Source organism: Dyella nitratireducens (assembly GCF_014642835.1).
In the GTDB taxonomy this organism is placed as follows: Bacteria; Pseudomonadota; Gammaproteobacteria; order Xanthomonadales; family Rhodanobacteraceae; genus Dyella_B; species Dyella_B nitratireducens.
The window spans coordinates 179300-195564 of the sequence record NZ_BMJA01000001.1 but is presented as its reverse complement, the minus strand read 5'-3'; the positions used below and the strand labels follow the sequence as shown (position 1 = coordinate 195564).

The 16265-nt window shown below is 57.9% G+C and carries 9 protein-coding genes and 8 tRNA genes; 15 read left to right on the top strand and 2 right to left on the bottom strand.

The features are described 5' to 3' along the window. Positions 1-44 precede the first annotated feature (44 nt). From IEX75_RS00945 to IEX75_RS00920, 6 genes are all read left to right on the top strand, one after another. Positions 45-121: transfer RNA gene (locus tag IEX75_RS00945), tRNA-Arg, on the top strand. 176 nt (positions 122-297) lie between these two features. Then, positions 298-374 (top strand) — tRNA-Pro (locus tag IEX75_RS00940). A gap of 24 nt (positions 375-398) precedes the next feature. Beyond that, positions 399-475, top strand: a tRNA-Arg gene (locus IEX75_RS00935). A 14-nt stretch (positions 476-489) separates the two neighbouring features. Then, positions 490-566 (top strand) — tRNA-His (locus IEX75_RS00930). Positions 567-581: 15 nt separating this feature from the next. After that, positions 582-657: transfer RNA gene (locus IEX75_RS00925), tRNA-Lys, on the top strand. Between the two features lie 317 nt (positions 658-974). Further along, positions 975-3317 (top strand): glycoside hydrolase family 31 protein, encoded by a 2343-nt coding sequence (locus tag IEX75_RS00920; RefSeq protein ID WP_229720586.1) that lies wholly within the window; start codon positions 975-977, stop codon positions 3315-3317. Between the two features lie 30 nt (positions 3318-3347). Here IEX75_RS00920 and IEX75_RS00915 read toward each other — a convergent pair whose 3' ends face one another. Together IEX75_RS00915 and IEX75_RS00910 are read right to left on the bottom strand one after the other, a co-directional pair. Next, entirely contained in the window at positions 3348-6191 is a 2844-nt protein-coding gene (locus IEX75_RS00915; protein WP_188792393.1) for a type 2 lanthipeptide synthetase LanM family protein, read from the bottom strand. A 114-nt stretch (positions 6192-6305) separates the two neighbouring features. Beyond that, entirely contained in the window at positions 6306-6509 is a 204-nt protein-coding gene (locus IEX75_RS00910; protein ID WP_188792392.1) for a DUF6229 family protein, read from the bottom strand. A 441-nt stretch (positions 6510-6950) separates the two neighbouring features. Here IEX75_RS00910 and IEX75_RS00905 point away from each other — a divergent pair. The 9 genes from IEX75_RS00905 to IEX75_RS00865 all read left to right on the top strand — a co-directional run bounded on the left by IEX75_RS00905 (position 6951) and on the right by IEX75_RS00865 (position 16231). Continuing rightward, positions 6951-7035 (top strand) — tRNA-Leu (locus IEX75_RS00905). A gap of 84 nt (positions 7036-7119) precedes the next feature. Next, entirely contained in the window at positions 7120-8412 is a 1293-nt protein-coding gene (gene tig / locus IEX75_RS00900) for a trigger factor (protein WP_188792391.1), read from the top strand. A 239-nt stretch (positions 8413-8651) separates the two neighbouring features. Beyond that, positions 8652-9281 carry an ATP-dependent Clp endopeptidase proteolytic subunit ClpP gene (gene clpP, locus IEX75_RS00895; protein WP_188792390.1) on the top strand — a complete coding sequence of 210 codons (630 nt, stop codon included), beginning with the start codon at positions 8652-8654 and terminating at the stop codon, positions 9279-9281. 106 nt (positions 9282-9387) lie between these two features. Then, a complete protein-coding gene (gene clpX / locus IEX75_RS00890) occupies positions 9388-10692 on the top strand; it encodes an ATP-dependent Clp protease ATP-binding subunit ClpX (protein ID WP_188794274.1) in 1305 nt (434 codons plus the stop codon). A 260-nt stretch (positions 10693-10952) separates the two neighbouring features. Next, on the top strand, positions 10953-13454 hold the full coding sequence (gene lon / locus IEX75_RS00885) for an endopeptidase La (protein ID WP_188792389.1): 2502 nt from the start codon (positions 10953-10955) through the stop codon (positions 13452-13454). A gap of 329 nt (positions 13455-13783) precedes the next feature. Continuing rightward, positions 13784-14056, top strand: a complete 273-nt coding sequence (locus IEX75_RS00880) for an HU family DNA-binding protein (RefSeq protein ID WP_188792388.1) — start codon at positions 13784-13786, stop codon at positions 14054-14056. Between the two features lie 17 nt (positions 14057-14073). Further along, positions 14074-14148: transfer RNA gene (locus tag IEX75_RS00875), tRNA-Val, on the top strand. Between the two features lie 7 nt (positions 14149-14155). Then, a tRNA-Asp gene (locus IEX75_RS00870) sits at positions 14156-14232 on the top strand. Positions 14233-14314: 82 nt separating this feature from the next. After that, the gene (locus IEX75_RS00865) at positions 14315-16231 is read left to right on the top strand and encodes a SurA N-terminal domain-containing protein (protein ID WP_188792387.1); all 1917 of its coding nucleotides are present in this window, start codon (positions 14315-14317) and stop codon (positions 16229-16231) included. Positions 16232-16265 lie beyond the last annotated feature (34 nt).

Genomic DNA, 16265 nt, shown 5'->3' with positions numbered 1-16265 from the left:
TTCTGAATTTAGGGTGGTGGCCGGGTAAAGTAAGGTTTAACCACGCGCCCGTAGCTCAGTTGGATAGAGTACCAGGCTACGAACTTGGTGGTCGGGAGTTCGAATCTCTCCGGGCGCGCCATATTTATTTAACAGGCATGATGTTGGTTCAAGTCATGCCTGCATTGCGGGCAGAATACCGTTTGCAATGAAACCGGACGAAGAAGTCCGGCGTGCTTCGATACGGATTGACGGGCCAGAGTGTCACCCGTAGCATTTCAGAGCTCAGGTCGCGAAATCCGACCGGGTTTCGAAAAACGGGGTATAGCTCAGCCTGGTAGAGCGCCAGCTTTGGGAGCTGGATGTCGTGGGTTCGAATCCCTCTGCCCCGACCAGCAGGTGTTCTGCTTTTAGTCAAAGCGCCTGTAGCTCAACCGGATAGAGCATCGGCCTTCTAAGCCGACGGTTGCAGGTTCGATTCCTGTCGGGCGCGCCAGCTTCGTGGTTACGGTGGGCGTAGCTCAGTTGGTTAGAGTACCGGATTGTGATTCCGGTTGTCGTGGGTTCGAGTCCCATCGTCCACCCCAATTTCAAGCAGTTCTGGGCCGTTAGCTCAGCTGGTAGAGCAGTTGACTCTTAATCAATTGGTCGTAGGTTCGAATCCTACACGGCCCACCAGCTAAACAAGGCACTCAGGGTTTTCCCTGAGTGCCTTTTTCTTTGCCTGTATCCCAGCGCTGGCTGACCACATGGCGGGCAATGCCAGGGGTGTAAAGGTCGCTACCGACTCGCTGGTTGCCACGGGCCATCTGTCGGCCAAGTGCCTTCTGCCTTCATGCGCCGCTTTTACTTAATCACCCAACCCGAATAGCGAATTTAATCGCTTGACCTGGTACGGCGACGGGCAAGCTCGATTTATATGATAAATACCCCGATATTCGGCCGCGCGCATCTAGCGACGCGGAAAGTCTGAGTGTTAGCGGTAAGGGGATGTTGTGCGTAGATCCAACATGGTATTGCTGAGTCTGGCCTTGTCCTTTGCAGGGGCGATTACGGTCGCCAATGCCACGCCGATAACCACGCTTGATCGCCACGGTGCGTGGGTAAGTGTGGAGGCTTATGGCCCGAACGTCATTCACGTAACGATTGCCGCCGACAAATCGGAGGCGCTGAAGGCGCCGGGTTACGGCATTCTCGCCGACCATGCTGACAATTCGGCTTTCCACGAAACTAGTGGTCAAGACGGTGACACCTTTGCGTCCAAGGTTTTGACCTTGCACGTCGACCCTGCACCGCCGCCGCATACGCCAGGAGTGATGGAGCGGTACTTTGCACCGAATCTGGCGCCGGTTCGCTTGCAAGTGAAGAATGCCAAGGGCGAAACAATCGTCAACATGATCGATTGGAACATGTCGCCACATGAAGTGGCTGGCGAAGCCACCTATCAAGTGGGTGCCACGTTCTCAGCGCCGGCCGACGAACACTATTACGGCATGGGCCAGAACCAGGACAGCCTCGGGCCGCTTGATCTGCGCGGCCGCGTCATGGATTGCCAGCATTGGTACGACGCGCCAAGCGGCGAGACGGTCTGCGTGCCCTTCATGGTGTCGTCCAAAGGTTACGGCATCATCTGGGATAACCCATCCGATACGCGTTTTGTGGCAGCCATTCGCGGTCGCACTAGCTTCCAATCGAAGGTGGGCGAGCGCGTCAGTTTCTTTGTGATCACGGGCGACACACCGGAAGAGATCTATTCGGCTTATGCGCGGGTGACCGGCAAGACGCCGATTCCGCCCAAAGCGGCCTTCGGCCTGATTCAGTCGAAGGCGCGCTATGACAGCCAGGCAGAAGTATTGCGTGTCGCGCATACGTATCGGGAAAAGCACTACCCGCTCGATATCATGGTCATCGATTGGTTCTACTGGACGCACATGGGCCAGATGGATATCAATCCTGCCGAGTTTCCTGATCCTGATGGCATGAACAAGCAGCTTCACGACATGGGCATGCAGTCGATCATATCGATCTGGCCGCGTTTTGAACGGTCCAGTCGTTATTTCAAAGAGCTCGATGCCAAGGGTTATTTCCTGAAGGACAAGGATGGCAAGACGGTTGATGGTCTGCCATTTCGTTCGGATCGTGCAGGCGCGCTAATTGACTCGACCAATCCGGCTGCACGCAAGTGGTACTGGGAGCATGCGCGCGACAACATCTTGTCGCATGGTTTCGATTATCCGTGGCTCGACGAAACAGAGCCGGATTTGGTGCCGGATGGATACTTCTATTCGATCGGTTCTGGCGATCGCTATCACAACGTCTTTCCGCTGTTGCATGTGGAAGGCGTTGCGCAGGGCATGCGTGCATGGAAGCCTAACAAGCGTGTGCTGATTCTTTCGCGTGCTGCCTATCTGGGATCGCAGCGTACGGGCGCACTGTTCTGGTCTTCGGATATCGATCCAACGTGGGAGGCCTTGCAGCGCCAAATTCCTACAGGTCTCAACATGACTGCCTCGGGCATTGCCTATTGGGGCAATGACATCGGCGGTTGGCAGTACTTGCCACAAACGACCAACGCCACCAGGCCGCCGTTACTCGATCCGTCGGATGCGCGCGATGTGGTGGGTCAGAACAACGATTATCCGGAGCTACTCACGCGCTGGTTTGAATACGGCACGTTTCTGCCTACCTTGCGCTTGCATGGCGACAGGAAACATACGGAAATCTGGGCCTTTGGTCATCAGGCCGAGGCGATCATGGCGAAGTACGACGAGCTTCGCTACCGATTGATTCCCTACATCTACAGTCAGGCCAAGAAAACCTATGACACGGGTGCGCCTTTCATGCGCCCGTTGTGGATGGATTTCCCGAACGATCCCAATGTCGCCAACATTGGCACGCAATACATGTTCGGTCCGGCCTTTTTGGTGGCGCCCGTCACTGAGCAAGGTCAGACAGAAAAAGACGTCTATCTGCCTGCTGGGAGCGACTGGTACAACTTCTGGACCAACGAAAAGCTGACGGGCGGACGCTGGGTTAAAGTGGACGCGCCCATCGATCAGATTCCTGTCTTTGTTCGCGCGGGTTCGATCGTGCCGCTGGGTTCAGAAATCCAGTCGACTGCATCAGAACAATCCATTACCGAGATACGTGTCTACCCGGGCAGGGATGACGACTTTGCTCTCTATAACGACGACGGTACGTCGTACGGTTATCAAGCGGGTAAGGGCACCACAGCCCAATTGCATTGGAATGACGCGTCAGGCGTTTTGAGTGCGACCGGTGGTGATGAATCCTTCGACAAAAAGGTTCCTGGACTTGCCAAGGTGATTGGCAAGTAAGGAGAGAAGGCCAAGAGCACTGCTTGGCCTTCAGGGTGCCTTGGTCTCAAGCAGGAGCGGGGAGGGCAGCGTGCAATCCGGATGCATCCGGTTGAGGCTGTAAATAGCTCCCGCCAAGCCTGTCATAAGGCCGGGCGTAAAAGCATCGCGCGCCATGCCGCCAACGATGCCGCCATGTTCTTCGATGGCCGACACGACGCATGCGACAGGGTGCGCGGCGTCCAGTGCACAGCCTTCGGGATCCCATTGCGCCGCGCGTACCAGCCATTCCCCGAGCGAGAAATCGCCGTGGCAGAGCGTGTGGCTGGAGCCCCATTTATCCCGCGCAGCGGCGACGGCGCGGCGCAATGTGTGCAGATGATTCAAATCGCCGCTGCGAGCGTACAGATCACCGGCGGCCATGCCGATACCGACACTACCGTAGCACCAGTTATGGAAGCTTTCGCGGCGTATGCCTTGTTGCGTGATGAACCAGTTGCCGACAGTTTCGTCGTATTGCTTCTGCTGGAGTTGGAAGCCACGTTCGGCCAATGCGCTCCAACGCGTACGGTCTGCATGGTTGCCTGCTTCTGCCAACACAAGCCGTGCCAGCGACCAGGCGATGCCCATTGAGCCGTGCGCGAATCCACCGATCGCATCGGGGGTACGCATGGTTGGCCAGTATGCGGTGTCGCCTTCGATGGTCGCCGTAGCTTCGAGATGATTTGCCGCGCGTGCTGCCAGATCGAGCCAGCGCTGATGCTGGGTGGCTTCCGCCAGGCCAAGTAGCGGCACAATAGCGCCTGATGCACCGCCAAGGATGTCGAACGCTTTGTCATCCTCGAAGCCCAGGCGCTCCAGTGCTTCGGCAAAATGGACGGCGCGGTCCAGGCACGCTCGTTCTTTTTGCAAGCTATGCAAACTCAGCCATGTCCAGATTTGCGCACCGTAGCCAGTGAACCCACCGGACAATTCCTGTTTTTCTTCCTCCTCCATGGCACGCAGGGTCTGCAATGCACCTGCCAGTGTTGCTTCGACCCCGGGCACCGCATCGGCGCAGCCTGCAGCGGTTTCGTGCAGATAGCCGGCCAGCGCGACGATTACTCCGGTCAGGCCAAAATACAGATCTGTCGCCAAAGGTTGCACTTGCCAGCCGGCTCGATTTATCTCTGGTGTGATCCAGGTGACCGAGTGATCCTTGCCGTGTACGGAAAGCCGTAGCAGCCGCTCTACCGCTTCCGCAGCCAGTTTGCGTCGGCGTTGATCGAGGTGCTCCGCATGCGGATGGCGCGCGGCGTAACGGCGTGCGTTTCGCTCGTCCTGTGGTTGGTCTTCGGAAAGGTTCAGATGAGTGGCGACAAGCGCGCTACGAATGGTGAGTTCTTCCAGCTCCAATCGCATGGCTCGCCAGTCGGCGAGTGCTTCATCAATACGCGTGCGCGTCAGTGGCGCTGCGAAAATGGGTATGTCGCCGTAACGCAAGTCGTCGATCTCAACGTTTATTTCTGCAGCGCTTGCAGGTGCCTGCGGTACTACCGCAGCGTTGCGCGTCAACAGATCGCGGGCGCGTTCGATGGCCTTGGGTTCGTCGTACAACGAGGCCGGATGCCATAGCATGCGCCCGATCTCCACATAAGCCTGAGTGGGGCGGCGAATATCGCGTGCCTGGCAACCCTCGAAATCAGCAAGCAGCGGCGCGAGTTCACCTTTTGCGTCCAGGCGTCGCAATCGAGCCGTTATATCAAGGAAGCCGTCGCTGAGATGGTTCCAGTACTTGGAAACGTCCGGTTCGCGGCTTGGGTGATTCTGAGCGGGGAGCAAATCGGCATTGACAATGTCGAGACGCGCATCCGTGGTTCCCTCTTGCGCAATCACTGGCACGTGCACTTGTGGCTGCTCGCCGGACAGGGCGCCGGCTCCAGACATGTCGACGCCGAAGAAACCTAGTGCCGGTGCACGATACGGCACGATGCCAGTACGTAGTACTGAATTGCGGATCAGTTCGGCGGCCACTTCGAATGCATCGCCATAGGTTGATGGAGCGGCCTTTGGCATCATCGAGAACAAGCTTTCAACATCGATCACTACCGGTACGGGGCCGCAGGCAATCAGATTTTCGTGATGAATATCGGTGCCACCAAGCACGCGCAATATCGCCAGCCAAGCGCCAAGGTTGCGGTAGAACACACATAGTTCCGAGTCGCCGCTGCAATAGCGATGACTGACGAATTCGGCCCAGCCGTAATCACCGCAATCGATAATCTCCGGCACGCGTATACGGTATGGACCGTTGCCAAAGACGCGTGCCAGAAATGTTTCCAGCACGTGATCGATACGCAGCGAACGGGGCTTGTAAATCACCTCACCATCTTCCAGTGACAGTTTCGCCACGGACTGGCCACCGCCATGCAAATCACCTTGGCCGAGGCTTAGCGCAATGAGTGATCCATGCGGATGACCTGGCAGTTGTGCGAGTGTGCTGCGATCGGCTGCGAATCGTGTGGTCAGTGCTTCGATTGCGCTGCGTTGCGCATTCAAAGCCCGTAAGAGGCGTTCTTGCAGCTTGGAATAACGATGATTGAGATGTTCAAGAAAAGCCGGTTGCTGTGCCTGTTCCACGAACTGCGCGAAGCGGCCTGCATCGTCGTGAGCAGTCAATTCACCTGCGCGTTTGGCAGCGTGCAATTCCAGCAATAAAACGCGGCTGAGTTTGAAACTGGCGTTGGCGTTGAGTGCTTCCTCGGCGCTGTGGCGGATGAGTGCGATTTCATCGGGTAACAATGCCGGAGCAAGTTCGGCAAGCCGAGCCGAAAACATGGCACGGACAGGCGCAGTAAAACCCGAGATGATGGCGGCGAAGGAGTCAGTGGCATTCGTTTCGGTGGCGATCGACACAGGCAGGTTCCTTGCTGTGGCTGTAGAAAACCGCACGCACTGGAAAACCGATACATTGCCAACGCGCAGCGCATGGCACGAATAAAAATGACGCTGCGCGTTGGCAGGGTTACATCAACAGCAAGCGCAGCTGCTTGCGCAAATCTTGCCGCTGAACGAGCACGTCGTAGCACCCGAGATGAGCACCTTGCCGATACCTGGATCAGTCAGTGCTGCCTCAGTAGCGGCGGCACCTTCGATGTAAAGCGGGCCTGCGGGATTGTCCAGGCCTTCATCACCACTCAGCCAACCCGAAACGACGTCATCAATCTGTTGCATAACTATCTCCTTTTGCGAAGCAAGAGTTAGAACAGCGAAGGTGCGGGATTCGAAAAGCCACATGTCGCCACGGCTCCGAATCCGAGCCGGTTCAGTAACGTTGACACACACATGGACGCAGGTTTGCCTGGGGGCGGTGATCCCCTGCAAGCGGGCGACCCTGGACAAACCGCGGCCACCTTGCGCCCCGGGCAATGCGGGTGTCAATTGCTGGTGGCGGGTATTTGGAATGACGGTCAAAAAGTCAGGACTTTGTTGCGGCGCGCAAACTGTTCATTGCAGCCGGCGCGCTGCTTGTGCTGGGCCGTCACAGAACCTTAAAATGAATCTCTTTGGCGCAAGGTTGCCATCGCCCAGGTCGCGGCAGGGCAGGCATTCAAAGGTCGCGGGTTGACCCAAGAAAGTCTTTGAGAATCCGCAGCTTGTAATCCGGCGAACAATGCGAAAGTGGCGGAATTGGTAGACGCACTGGATTTAGGTTCCAGCGGGTAACCCCGTAAGGGTTCGAGTCCCTTCTTTCGCACCACCCGAACCTTGAGCCCGATTGTTGAGGGCGGCGTGGCCGCCTCGGCGCCGGTACGGGCCATTACAGGACACCCCAGGAGACGTCATGCAGTTTTCAGTTGAAAACGTCGGCAAGCTCGAGCGTAAGCTCACGGTCAAATTTCCGGCAGAGCGCTTTGAGTCGCAGGTCAGCGAGCGCATCGCCGAGATGAGCCGCACGGTACGGCTGAAAGGCTTCCGCCCGGGCAAGGTGCCCACCAACGTAATCCAACAGCGCTTCGGCGCGCAGGTGCGTGGTGAGGTGCTCTCCGATCTCATCAGCAGCACGTTGCGCGAGGCGTTCGAGAAGGAAAACCTGCGCCCCGTCGCCAACCCCGCCATCGATACCACCGGCCGGCCGGAAAACGGCGAGATCGCCTACACGGCCACCTTCGAGGTCATGCCGGAATTCCCCGAAATCGATGTGGCTGCGCTGGAAGTCAGCCGTCCCATGGCGGAAGTCACCGACGCAGACGTCGAGAAGATGATCGAAACCCTGCGCCAGCAGCGTCGCAGCTTCGAAGAAGTCGAGCGCGCGTCTGCGGAAGGCGATTTCGTGATGTTCGAATACGACGCCGTGGCTGGCGACTACCGCTTCCCAGTTGAAGGTCAGGAGCGCGCCGGCAGCGTGCTGGGCTCGGGCACCTTGTTCAAGGCGCTGGATGGTGCACTCACGGGTCGCAAGGCGGGCGAGACGTTCGAAAGCGATATCGAGTTCCCGGCCGACTTCCGCAACGAGCAGCTTGCCGGCAAGACGGCCAAGGTGAACTTCAATATCGTGAAGGTACAGGAACCCAAGCTGCCTGAAGTTGACGCCGAATTCATCACGTTGTTTGGCATCAACGACGGCGACATGGAGCACTTCCGCAAGGAAGTACGGGCGAATCTGGAGCGTGAACTCAAGGCCGCCCTGATGGGCCGCTTGAAGTCCCAGGTGGCAGAGAAACTGGCGCAGTCGCACAGCGATCTTGATGTGCCCAACTTGATGGTGCAGGGCGAAGCACGCAACCTGGCGGCTGCCAGTGTGCCGCGCGGTCAGCAACCCCCGCAGCAGTTGATCGACGCTGCCGTACCGGCTGCGCGTCTGCGTGTCATCGCCGGTCTCCTGATGGGCGAGATTGCGCGCAAGAGCGAGCTCAAGCTTGATCGTATGCGCCTGGCCGAGCAGCTTGCTGCCATCGCCTCGACTTATGAGGAGCCGGAGAAGGTCATTGAACTCTACAACGGCGATCCCCAGTTGATGTCTGGGCTGCAGAATCGCGTTATGGAAGATCAGGTGGCCGAGTGGGTGGCCGAACACGCCAACACCACCGTGCAGAACCTGAGCTTCGACGAAGTAATGCGCCCGGTCGGCGCCTGAAACGATTCGTTCAGGCCTGGCGAGTCACCAGTACGCAGTAAAGGTGCCTTTTTGCACTTTTCTGCGTGTTCGGTTCGATACACATTCGAACGCGATACCGCGAATCGAGCACATACGTGATGTGCCGGATTCGCGGCTGGTTTTTCGTCGGCTTAACTAGCGGATGGAATTACCTACCTGCTAGTCTGGCTTGATCATACGAATCGTTATTCAGTCCCCACCTTCGGAGAGCCGCACGCATGGCCATGGACCCGATCCAGAACCTCAACCTGGTGCCGATCGTCGTCGAGCAAACCGCTCGCGGCGAACGTTCGTATGACATCTACTCGCGCCTGCTGAAGGAACGCGTGATCTTCCTGGTCGGCGAAGTGAACGACCAGGTAGCCAACCTGCTGGTGGCGCAGATGTTGTTCCTTGAATCGGAGAATCCCGACAAGGACATTCATCTGTACATCAATAGCCCCGGCGGAGCCGTCACCGCTGGCCTGGCGATCTACGACACCATGCAATTCGTCAAGCCTGACGTGAGTACCATGTGCGTGGGTCAGGCCTGCAGTGCCGCCTCGCTGTTGTTGATGGCCGGTGCCAAGGGCAAGCGCTATTCGCTGCCCAACTCGCGCGTGATGATCCACCAACCCTCGGGCGGGGCGCGCGGCCAGGCCACCGACATCGAGATCCAAGCCCAGGAAATCCTGTACCTGCGTCGCCGGCTGAATGACATCTATGTTCAGCATACTGGCCAGTCGCTCGATAGGATTGAACGTGATATGGAACGTGATCGTTTCATGAGCGCCGAACAGGCCAAGGAATACGGGTTGATCGATGCCGTTCTGGACCGCCGCGCGGTCGAAACGGTCAAGTCGGCCTGATTTCGGTCGATCTCCATCACATAACTCAGGTTTCGGGTCCGGGTGCGGACTCGAAACCCTGTGCTATTCTCGACCCGCACCGGGATTTTCTAGCAGGATCAAACGAATGACTGACGAGCGGCAGGGCCGTTCCAACGACAGCGGCAAGATTCTTTACTGCTCCTTCTGTGGCAAGAGCCAGCATGAAGTGCGCAAGCTGATTGCGGGTCCATCCGTGTTCATCTGCGACGAGTGCGTAGAGCTGTGCAACGACATCATCCGTGAAGAGCTGGAAGAGAAAGCAGCTTCCGGTCGCAGCCAGCTGCCCAAGCCCAAAGAGATCATGGAGACCCTCGACCAGTACGTGGTCGGGCAGACGCGCGCCAAAAAGGCGCTGGCCGTCGCGGTCTACAATCACTACAAGCGCATGGAATCGCGCCAACGCAGCGATGATGTCGAGCTGGGCAAGTCCAACATCCTTCTCATCGGTCCGACCGGCTCGGGCAAAACGCTGTTAGCGGAAACGCTCGCGCGCCTGCTCAACGTACCGTTCACCATCGCCGACGCCACCACACTGACCGAGGCCGGCTATGTGGGTGAGGACGTCGAAAACATTATCCAAAAGCTGTTGCAGAAGTGCGACTACGACGTGGAGAAAGCGCAGTCGGGTATCGTCTACATCGATGAGATCGACAAGATCTCGCGCAAGAGCGAAAACCCGTCCATTACGCGTGACGTCTCCGGCGAAGGCGTGCAGCAGGCGCTGCTCAAGCTCATCGAAGGCACGCTTGCTTCTGTGCCTCCACAGGGCGGTCGCAAGCATCCTCAGCAGGAGTTTCTGCAAGTCGACACCAAGAACATACTGTTCATTTGCGGTGGCGCGTTCGCTGGATTGGAGAAGGTTATCCAGCAGCGTTCCGAAACCACTGGGATCGGTTTCTCTGCGGAAGTGCGCTCGAAAGAACGTACGGAAAATCTTGGCAAGGTATTGGCCGAAGTGGAACCGGCGGACTTGGTGCGTTTTGGCCTGATTCCGGAATTCGTCGGCCGCTTGCCGGTCGTCGCCACTCTGGATGAGCTTGACGAAGCCGCACTGGTGAAGATTCTCACCGAGCCGCGCAACGCTGTTACCAAGCAGTTCCGCAAGCTGTTCGAAATGGAAGGCGTGGAACTGGAGTTCCGGCCGGAAGCGTTGCAGGCGATTGCCCGTAAGGCGCTCAAGCGCAAAACGGGTGCTCGTGGCCTGCGTACCATTCTTGAGCAGGTGCTGCTGGATACCATGTACGAACTGCCTTCGCTGGAACATGTCAGCAAGGTTGTGGTGGACGATGCTGTCATCGAAGGTCAGGCTGAGCCTTACCTCATCTATCGCGGCAACTTACAACAACAAGCGCGTATCGGTAGCGAGAAAAGCGGCGACGCAGCCGCCTGATCGCAACCACTCGATACTAAATAACGGCCCTGGCGGTTTCCGCCGGGGCCGTTTTTTTCTGTTACACAGCTTGCACTTGTGTGAACCGCGTATCGCCTCCACTTGACGAGTCAGTGGCCTCGGCGCAGTGTCGGGGTCGTCAGCCATGGCGGTGCAGGATGTGCTGCATGAGTTCGGGTGTACCGAACTGGCTGATGCCGTAAGAATGGTCTGGACGGCCGTTCAAGGTTTCCATCCTTTTTCGCGAGAGAGCCCCTGCGATGGCAAAAAGTGCCGCAATCCCCACCGCTACTGGCGCCGCCCTGGACGTACTGCCGGTGCTTCCGCTGCGTGACGTGGTCGTGTACCCGCACATGGTGATTCCGCTGTTTGTGGGACGCGACAAATCCATGCGTGCGCTAGAGCGCGCGATGGAAGGCGAACGCCAGATCCTTCTGGTTGCGCAGAAAAGCCCGGACATCGACGATCCAGCCATTAAAGACCTGCATCAGATCGGTACGCTCGCCGGTGTGTTGCAATTGCTGAAGCTTCCAGACGGTACCGTGAAGGTGCTGGTCGAGGGCCAGGCACGCGTGTCCATCGATGAGTACCAGGACGAAAGCGGCATGCTGGTGGCGCGCTCGCGCGTCATCGAACCTGTGTACAGCATCAAGGAACGCGAACTGGACGTGGTGTCGCGCACGCTGGTGTCCTTGTTCGAGCAACTGGTAAAGCAAAGCCGCAAGTTGCCGCCGGAAGTGCTGGCGACGCTGTCGGGCATTGACGATCCTTCGCGTCTGGCCGACTCCATCGCCGCGCATCTGTCCGTGCGTATGGCCGATAAGCAGAAGGTGCTGGAAACGGCTGATGTCGCCCAGCGTCTTGAATTGCTGATCGGCCTCGTCGATGGCGAAATCGACCTGCAGCAGGTGGAAAAGCGCATTCGCGGCCGCGTGAAGTCGCAGATGGAAAAGAGTCAGCGCGAGTACTACCTCAACGAACAGATGAAGGCGATTCAAAAGGAACTGGGTGAGGGCGAGGAAGGCCCGAACGAAATCGAGGAACTGCAGAAGAAAATCGAAGACGCTGGCATGCCCAAGCCAGTGCTTGCCAAAGCACGGCAGGAATTCGGCAAGCTTCGGCAGATGTCGCCGATGTCCGCCGAAGCCACGGTGGTGCGCAACTACCTCGACTGGTTGATCGGTGTGCCGTGGAAGAAACGCAGCAAGGTCCGCAAGGATCTCGCGTTGGCTCAGCAGGTATTGGATGCTGATCATTTCGGTTTGGAGAAGGTGAAGGAGCGCATCCTCGAATACCTTGCTGTGCAGCAGCGCGTCAGCAGCATGAAAGGCCCGATCCTCTGCCTCGTCGGCCCACCCGGCGTGGGTAAGACGTCGCTTGGGCAATCCATCGCCAAGGCAACCAATCGCAAGTTCGTTCGCATGAGCCTGGGCGGTGTGCGCGACGAGGCTGAAATTCGCGGTCATCGGCGTACCTACATCGGTTCTATGCCAGGCCGTATCGTGCAGAACATGAACAAGGTCGGCAGCAAGAACCCACTGTTCGTGCTGGACGAAATCGACAAGATGTCGATGGACTTCCGCGGCGATCCGTCGTCAGCGCTACTGGAAGTGCTCGATCCAGAGCAGAACCACACGTTCAACGATCACTATTTGGAAGTCGATCTCGATCTTTCCGAAGTGATGTGGATTGCCACGGCGAACTCGTTGAACATTCCAGGTCCCTTGCTGGACCGTATGGAAGTCATCCGCATTCCGGGTTACACCGAGGATGAAAAACTCGCCATAGCGCAGAAGTATTTGCTGCCCAAGCAGATCAAGGCCAATGGCCTGAAGCCGGACGAAGTCGCGGTAGATGAAGAAGCCGTGCGCGATATCGTGCGCTACTACACGCGCGAATCGGGCGTGCGCAATCTTGAGCGCGAGATCTCCAAGATCTGCCGCAAGGTGGTCAAGCAGATCACCTTGGGTGAACTCAAGGAAGGTGCGGAACCTGCCAAGGCGAAGAAATCAGCCAAGGCGGCAACCGGTAAGGTGAAGGTGAATTCCGACAATCTTGAGAAGTATCTCGGCGTGCGTCGCTTTGACTTCGGCCGTAAGGAGCAGCAAAACGAAATTGGCCTCGTCACAGGTCTTGCGTGGACACAGGTGGGTGGCGATCTGCTCAGCATCGAAGCATCGATCGTGCCGGGCAAGGGACGTCAGGTTCACACTGGCCAGCTTGGCGATGTTATGAAGGAGTCGATCCAAGCCGCATTGTCCGTGGTACGCGCACGTGCCAACCAGCTCGGCATCGATCCGGATTTCCACGAGAAATTCGACCTGCACATCCATGTGCCGGAAGGTGCCACGCCGAAGGATGGTCCAAGCGCGGGCATTGCGATGTGCACGGCGCTGGTGTCGGCACTGACCAAGGTGCCGGTGCGTTCCGAAGTCGCCATGACGGGTGAAATCACGCTGCGCGGCCGTGTGCTGCCGATCGGTGGCTTGAAGGAAAAATTGCTGGCGGCGCATCGTGGCGGCATCACCACCGTAATCATTCCGGATGAGAACCGTAAGGATCTTGCGGATATCCCGGAAAACATCACCGGCTCGCTAGACATTCATCCGGTGCGCTGGATCGACGAAGTGCTCGACATTGCACTGGAACATCCGCTGCAACCGCTGCCGGCCAAGGAGCCTGCCGAAGCTGGTGCAGCGGCCAGCACCACGGAAGCTGTGTCGCACGAGGATGGTGCCGAAACACCCGCGCGACCGCACTGATACTGTCCGTTTCGAAGGTGTTTTGCGAAGGACGACACGTTCCACGTGTCGTCCATTTCGCATTGCGGCATAGCACAGCCGAATCGCCTTTGCATAGGGTTTCCGGATTGGTAAATGCCACTGCTGAATATCCGCAATGCGTTGGTATTGCTTGTATTGCGGACCCTTGGGGGCGCTGGTATAAAGTCTCACCTCATCCTGACGTCTTACCCGATGCACAGCGATGTGGCTCTGCCTGGCAGCGCCCAGCACGAATCCGACTTTTTCCCGCCAAGTCCTCAAGTCCCAACCTTTCCGCGGGCCGAATACCTGTTTAAGGGAGTAACTCAATGAATAAAACCGATCTGATCAATGCCGTCGCCGAAAAAGCCGAACTGACCAAGGCTGATGCGGGCCGTGCACTCGAAGCGTTCTTCGAGACCGTGCAGAAGGCACTGCAAAATGGCGACGACGTCTCGGTCGTCGGCTTTGGTACCTTCACCGTACGCAGCCGTGCTGCCCGTACCGGCCGCAATCCCCGCACGAATGAAGAGATCAAGATCGCCGCGTCCAAGGTTCCGGCATTCAAGGCTGGCAAGACGCTCAAGGACGCCCTAAACTAAGCGGCCCGCTAGGGTCCGGGTGCTTAGCTCAGCGGTAGAGCGTCGCCCTTACAAGGCGAGGGTCGTAGGTTCGATCCCTACAGCACCCACCAGTAACGTGGAGCGGTAGTTCAGTCGGTTAGAATGCTGGCCTGTCACGCCGGAGGTCGCGGGTTCGAGTCCCGTCCGCTCCGCCACGGTTTGCAAGGGCGCCCCCGTGGCGCCCTTGTCGTTTAGGTCACGCGCGGGGACGCGCAAACATCATCGCGGGAAGAATCCATGCTGCAGTCATTACGCGACAAGATGCAAGGATGGCCGGCCATCATTGTGCTGGGTGTTGCCGTATTCGCCATGTCGTTTTTCGGTATCGAAGGCTACTTCAACTCGCATGTTGAAACCTTCGTGGCCAAAGTCGGCAAGCGCGAGGTCAGCCAGCAGCAGTTCCAGGACACGATCAATCGCCTCCGCCAGCAGCAGCGCGCGCAGCTGGGCGATCAGTTCGATCCAACGGTGTTTGACAAACCCGAATTCAAGCAACAGATCGTAGATGAGCTGGTCGGCCAGCAATTGCTGCTGCAGGCCAATGAAGATCTGGGCATGCGCGTATCCGACCAGGCGCTTCGCGACACCATCGCCTCGATGCCTGCGTTCCAGGTCGATGGGAAATTCAATGGCGATATGTATCGCGCCCAATTGGCCGGAGCCGGCATGACGCCGGACATGTACCAGGAAAACGTGCGCACTTCGTTGGAAGGCAGCTTGCTGCCTGACGCCATCAGCAGCAGCGCCATCATTGCGCCAGCCGACGTCGATCGCTACCTCGATATCAAGCTGCAGCGCCGCGACATTCGTTATTTCGTATTGCCGCCTCCGGCGCCTGCAGATAGTCAGGTCACGGATGCGCAGGTACAGGATTATTACAAGGCGCATCAGGCGGATTTCATGAATCCGGAGCAGGTGTCGCTGAAGTACGTCGAAGTGAATGGCGCAGATCTGAAAGCGGATACGCAGCCCACCGATGAAGACCTGAAGAAGCGTTACCAGGCAGAGATTTCGCGTTTCGGTATGCCGGAAGAGCGCGAGGTATCCCACATCTTGGTCAACGTGCCGAAGAACGCGACGCCTGCGCAGCAGAAAGCTGCCTTGGAGAAGGCGGATAAGATTGCATCGGAAGCTACACCTGCCGATTTTGCCAAGTTGGCACAGCAAGATTCGGATGACCTGGGTTCGAAGCTTCAGGGCGGTGATCTAGGCTGGCTGCAGAAGGGTGTCACTAATCCCGCCTTCGATGCAGCGATGTTTTCCATGCAGAAGGGGCAGATCTCCAAGCCGGTGCTGTCCGACGAGGGCTACCACATCATCTACTTGCGCGATGTGCGTAGCGGCCAGACCAAGCCCTTCGAGCAGGTGCGCGACGAACTTCTGAAGGAAGCGACCTCAGGTGAACGCGACCGCGTTTACAACGACACCGCCGGCAAGATGACTGACCTCACCTCGCAGAACCCTGGTTCATTGGAACCGGCTGCGCAGGCGCTGCATCTGGCGATCCAGCAAACGCCATTGTTCGGTCGCGAAGGCGGCCAGGGTATTGCCGCCAATCCCAAGGTGATTGCTGCTGCCTTCTCCAATGACGTACTCGCGTCGGGCAACAATTCGACGTTGATCAACCTTGGCAAGAACGATTCCGTCGTGGTCCGCGTGGATAAGCACGTTCCGGCATCAGCCAAGCCGATCGCGGAAGTGCACGATACGATCGCGAAGAAGATTCTCGACCAGCGTGTTGCGGAGGCCGCACACCAGAAAGCTGACGTGTTGGTGCAGCGCCTGGGCAAGGGCGAGGATATCGTTGCCATTGCCCAGGCCGAGCATGCCGATCTGCAGACTGCCAACCAGGTGCAGCGCGTGCCGCAGCCGGGCCAGAATGTGCCGCAGCCGGTGCTGACAGAGGCATTCAAGACGCCGCATCCTACTGCTGACGGCAAGCCGCAGTACGCCAGTGTTGCGCTGGACCGCGGCACGTACGCCGTGCTGGCCCTCGACAAGGTCGAAGGTGGTGATCTATCCAAATTGACCGCCGATGAGCGCCAGCAGCTTTATCGTCAGATGGTGCAGGCTTACGGCGGCGTGGAAACGCAGGGATTCGTCGATATGCTCAAGGCGAAGACTAAGATTGAGATTGCCAGGGATCGTATGTAACTGCAGTGCACACGAGATATTGCAAAAAAGCGGC

What these genes read in the sequence shown, in the direction of transcription:
- IEX75_RS00910 (WP_188792392.1), bottom strand. Translation starts at nt 6,509, where the DNA reads ATGCAACAGATTGATGACGTCGTTTCGGGTTGGCTGAGTGGTGATGAA.
- clpP (WP_188792390.1), top strand. Translation starts at nt 8,652, where the DNA reads ATGGCCATGGACCCGATCCAGAACCTCAACCTGGTGCCGATCGTCGTC.
- IEX75_RS00880 (WP_188792388.1), top strand. Translation starts at nt 13,784, where the DNA reads ATGAATAAAACCGATCTGATCAATGCCGTCGCCGAAAAAGCCGAACTG.
- lon (WP_188792389.1), top strand. Translation starts at nt 10,953, where the DNA reads ATGGCAAAAAGTGCCGCAATCCCCACCGCTACTGGCGCCGCCCTGGAC.
- tig (WP_188792391.1), top strand. Translation starts at nt 7,120, where the DNA reads ATGCAGTTTTCAGTTGAAAACGTCGGCAAGCTCGAGCGTAAGCTCACG.
- clpX (WP_188794274.1), top strand. Translation starts at nt 9,388, where the DNA reads ATGACTGACGAGCGGCAGGGCCGTTCCAACGACAGCGGCAAGATTCTT.
- IEX75_RS00865 (WP_188792387.1), top strand. Translation starts at nt 14,315, where the DNA reads ATGCTGCAGTCATTACGCGACAAGATGCAAGGATGGCCGGCCATCATT.